This is a genomic window from Anaerolineales bacterium (assembly GCA_022866145.1).
Classification (GTDB): domain Bacteria; phylum Chloroflexota; class Anaerolineae; order Anaerolineales; family E44-bin32; genus PFL42.
Genome location: JALHUE010000417.1, coordinates 1 through 4,229 on the forward strand (window position 1 = coordinate 1; position 4,229 = coordinate 4,229).

At 64.7% G+C, this 4,229-nt stretch carries 6 protein-coding genes; 4 read left to right on the forward strand and 2 right to left on the reverse strand.

Translation table 11 applies throughout. The features are described 5' to 3' along the window. The 4 genes from MUO23_12455 to MUO23_12470 all read left to right on the forward strand — a co-directional run. Positions 1-322, forward strand: a 322-nt coding sequence (locus tag MUO23_12455; GenBank protein MCJ7513767.1) for a hypothetical protein, incomplete at its 5' end; no start/stop codon positions are given. A gap of 134 nt (positions 323-456) precedes the next feature. Next, complete coding sequence (gene groES, locus MUO23_12460; GenBank protein MCJ7513768.1) at positions 457-744, forward strand: co-chaperone GroES; 288 nt, start codon at positions 457-459, stop codon at positions 742-744. 30 nt (positions 745-774) lie between these two features. Further along, positions 775-2,406 carry a chaperonin GroEL gene (groL, locus tag MUO23_12465; protein ID MCJ7513769.1) on the forward strand — a complete coding sequence of 544 codons (1,632 nt, stop codon included), beginning with the start codon at positions 775-777 and terminating at the stop codon, positions 2,404-2,406. Positions 2,407-2,670: 264 nt separating this feature from the next. Next, positions 2,671-2,787, forward strand: coding sequence for a PspC domain-containing protein (locus MUO23_12470; GenBank protein MCJ7513770.1), 117 nt, complete (start codon positions 2,671-2,673; stop codon positions 2,785-2,787). Positions 2,788-2,853: 66 nt separating this feature from the next. On the opposite strand, the gene MUO23_12475 is transcribed toward MUO23_12470, so the two are convergent. Both MUO23_12475 and hutI read right to left on the reverse strand, forming a co-directional pair. Next, positions 2,854-3,027 (reverse strand): hypothetical protein, encoded by a 174-nt coding sequence (locus MUO23_12475; protein ID MCJ7513771.1) that lies wholly within the window; start codon positions 3,025-3,027, stop codon positions 2,854-2,856. Positions 3,028-3,125: 98 nt separating this feature from the next. Further along, on the reverse strand, positions 3,126-4,229 hold a 1,104-nt coding region (gene hutI, locus MUO23_12480), incomplete at its 5' end, for an imidazolonepropionase (GenBank protein MCJ7513772.1).

Consider the following 4,229-nt stretch of genomic DNA (forward strand, 5'->3'; position numbering starts at 1 on the left):
CTGCAGCCAGGAGGACAGCCGGCGCATGCTGTGCCAGTTCGCCCTGGGGTGCGATCCGGATGACCCCCAGGATGCCGTGGCCCCCCTGCACGGCCGGGAGGTGGCTGGCCTGCCCCTCGGCCCGAGCAGCCTCGAGTACTACTACACCTACGGCTCAGTCCTGGCCTTCTACGGCCAGTGCGAGGCGGCCGAGCGGGTCTTCGCCGAGCTGCTCTCCCAGTATCCAACCGACGCCGTGGTGACCGGAATCGTGGCCGAGAACCGCGCCATCTGCGCGGCTACGCCCGCCCCAGCGCCGACCGTCACCCCCAGCGATGCCTGACCTCTTGACAGGCTCCGCACAAATCGGGTAGACTAGTCCATGGATTAGCACTCAAGTGGCCCGAGTGCTAATCCTTACGAGTCTCACCTAGAGAACCAAATCCCATACTTGCAGGAGGAAAGCGCATGTCCCTTATGCTCAAGCCACTGGGCGACCGTTTGGTGGTCAAGCCGCTGGAAGGCGAAGATGTGACTCCCAGCGGGATTGTGCTGCCCGAGACGGCCAAGGAAAAGCCGCAGAAGGGCGAGGTGCTTGCTGTCGGCCCGGGCGCCCGGGACGAGGACGGCAAGCGGATCACGATGGACGTGGCGATCGGCGACAAGGTCCTTTTCGCCAAGTACGCCGGGACTGAGTTCAAGCTGGAGGGGGAGAAAGTCCTGATCCTGCGCGAGAACGACATCCTGGCGATCCTCGACGAATAGATTCGCATCTGAGACAAGGAGTGCGTGACAATGGCAGCAAAGCAACTCGCGTTTTCTGAAGACGCCCGCCGGCGACTGAAGGAAGGTGTCGATGTTCTGGCGGCTGCGGTGGCAACTACCCTGGGGCCGAAGGGGCGGAACGTCGGCCTGGACCGCAAGTTCGGATCGCCCACCATCACCCACGACGGTGTGACCGTCGCCAAGGAAATTGAGCTCGAAGACCCATTCGCCAACATGGGTGCCCAGCTGCTAAAAGAGGCCGCCACCAAGACCAATGACATCGCCGGTGACGGCACGACGACCTCGACCGTGCTGGCCCATGCCATGGTCACCAACGGCCTGAAGAGCCTGGCCGCCGGCTCCAACCCGATGATGCTCAAGCATGGCATCGAGGCTGCGGCCAAGGGCGTGGCTGAGGCGATCGGCAAGCAGTCGATCAAGGTGACCACCAAGGAAGAAATCGCCTCGGTCGCCGCCATCTCCGCCCAGGACAAGGAAATCGGCGATCTGATCGCCGAGGTCATGGACAAGGTCGGCAAAGATGGCGTGATCACGGTCGAGGAGTCGAAGGGCCTCGAGTTCGAGACCGAGTACGTCGAAGGCATGCAGTTCGACCGTGGCTACATCTCGGCTTACTTCGTCACCGACCCCGAGCACATGGAAGCCGTGATCACCGATCCGTATATCCTGATCCACGACAAGAAGGTCTCGGCGGCCGCCGATATCGTTCCGATCCTGGAGAAGCTGGTGCAGATCGGCAAGCGGGAAATGGTCGTCATTGCCGAGGACATCGATGGTGAGGCGCTGGCGACCCTGGTGTTGAACAAACTGCGCGGCATGCTGAACGTGGTCGCCGTCAAGGCCCCCGGCTTCGGCGATCGGCGCAAGGCGATGCTGCAGGATGTCGCCATTCTGACCGGCGGGACCGTGATCACCGAGGAGCTCGGCCGCAAGCTCGAGTCCGTCACCCTGAATGACCTGGGCAAGGCTGCCAAGGTTGTGGCGAACAAGGAAGACACGACCATCGTCGAGGGCAAGGGCGACCCGGCCCGCATCAAGGGCCGGATTGAAGAGATCAAGGTCGAGATCGACAAGTCGACCAGCGACTACGACAAGGAGAAGCTGCAGGAGCGCCTGGCCAAGCTGTCGGGTGGTGTGGCGGTCATCCGGGTCGGCGCCGCAACTGAAACCGAGCTCAAGGAGAAGAAGCACCGCGTCGAGGACGCTCTCTCCGCCACCCGGGCTGCGGTCGAGGAAGGGATCGTGCCCGGCGGCGGTGTGGCCCTGATCAACGCCCGCGAGGCGATCAAGGATCTCAAGTTCGAGGACGAGGACGAGACCGTCGGCGTGAACATCGTGCGCAAGGCCCTCGATGTTCCTATGGCCAGGATCGCGGAGAACGCCGGGCAGGATGGCGCAGTGGTCATCGAGACTGTGCGCCGCATGCAGGTAGAGAAGAAGAACAAGAACATCGGCTTCGACGTGATCAAGGGCGAGTACGTGGACATGGTCAAGGTCGGTATCATCGACCCGGCCAAGGTCACCAAGGGCGCCCTCGAGAACGCGGCTTCGATCGCGGCCATGATCCTTACGACCGAGGCGCTGATCACCGACGTGCCGGAGAAGGAGAAGATGTCTGCGCCGCAGATGCCGGACTACTAGACCGGCGGAGGCTTCGAGCCGCTTCCGCTGCTTGCAGCGGGCGGAGCTCGGCGCTGAATTCCCGATAGGCAGACACAGGAGGTTTGAGCAACGGCTCAAACCTCCTGTCGCGCTGGTGGGCGGCTGCGCCGGCCAAGGACTGCTCAGGCGAGGATCGCGCCTCGGCGGGCTCCCAACCCGTGCCGAGCTCTCTGACCTAGGCGCCGGAGGAAGCCGAGGATCCAACCACAGCGAGTTCGGCTGCGCCGCTCGAGGCGCTCGAGGGTGATCGCCGGAGTGTTTGGTGGCCTGGGCGAGTTCTTCGGCCTGAACCCGTTGTGGATGCGACTGGCGTTTCTGCTGGCGCTCATCCCGGGAGGAATCCCCGGCGGGCTGCTCTAGCTGCTCTTCTGGCTAATGGTCCCCGCTGGCCGCGGTTGATGGCGGCCCGGGCGGCAGCCGAGGGGCTCAGACAAAGGCATTCAGCGCCAAAACCACCCCAAGAATAGCCACGGCTGCCAGGCAGCCGAGGCGCAACAGCCGGCCTGTGATCCGCACCAGGAACCTTAGCACGATCCAGGCAGCCAGCGCCGCCAGGAGCAGGAAGAGCCCATTGGTCCAGGGAGACTGGATCAGGTCCATGCCGCCACCTCTCACGGCAGGCGACTGGGATGGATAGACAAGGGCCCAGCAAGGGAAGCCGGCGGCCTCCCCTACCACGCACACTCTCCACCCACCCGCTAGACGGGTCTGCCGGATCGAAGGCTGTGGGTTACAAGATTGGTGCCGAAGCGATAGGCGAGGTGGCGGTAGTCATTGGTGTCGAGCAGAATCAGATCGGCCTGTTTCCCGACCTCCAGGCTCCCGACCTGGTCGGAACGGCCGATGGCGGCCGCGGCGTTGATCGTGCAGGCGGCGATGGCCTGGGCCGGTGTCAGGTGCATGGTGCGGCAGGCCAGGGCGATCACGAACTGCACCGACTCGCACCAGGCGGTACCCGGGTTCAGGTCGCTGGCCAAGGCCAGCAGTCCGTCCGCCTCTAGGATGGCGCCGGCCGGGGCATACTCGGTTTCGCCCAGTCCGAACGGGGTGCAGGGCAGGGCGACAGCCACCGTTGAGGATCCGGCTAACTGCAGGATGTGCTCGGCCGGCGTATGCACGAGGTGGTCGACGGACACTGCCCCCAGTTCGATCGCCAGCGGCACGCCACCCAGGCAGGCGAACTCATCCACGTGGACTTTCAGGGGGAAGCCGAGCTCACGGGCCGCGGTCAGGATCGCCCGCGTCTGCGCCAGGTCGAAGGCGCCTCGTTCGCAGAAGACATCCACGAACGGCAGCGGTCGGGCTGAGGCCTGGTCTGCCCACCAGGCTTTCAGCGCCGGCAGCATCTCCTGGGTGATGACCGACACGTAGCGGTCGACCTGGCCAGTGAATTCCGGCGGCACGGCATGCGCCGGCAGGAAGGTCGGGACGACCGCCACCGGGCCGCTATCATCCAGAGCCAGCATGACCTGGAGCATGCGCAACTCCGGCTCCCATGCCAAGCCGTAGCCGGTCTTGCCTTCCACGGTGGTTGTCCCGTGGGCCGCCATGCGGCGCAGCCTCCCCTGAGCGCTGCGCACCAGATCATCCTTGGAAGCAGCCCGCGTCTGGCGGACCGTCGCCAGAATCCCTCCTCCCGACTCCAGGATCTGCATGTAGGTCTTGCCCTGAAGGCGCTGTTCGAATTCCAGGGCGCGATCTCCGGACCACACCAGGTGCGTGTGCGGGTCCACAAAGCCGGGAAGTACCACCTTGTCGGAGGCATCGATCTCCTGACGGGCCCGGCAGCGCTGGCGGAGGTC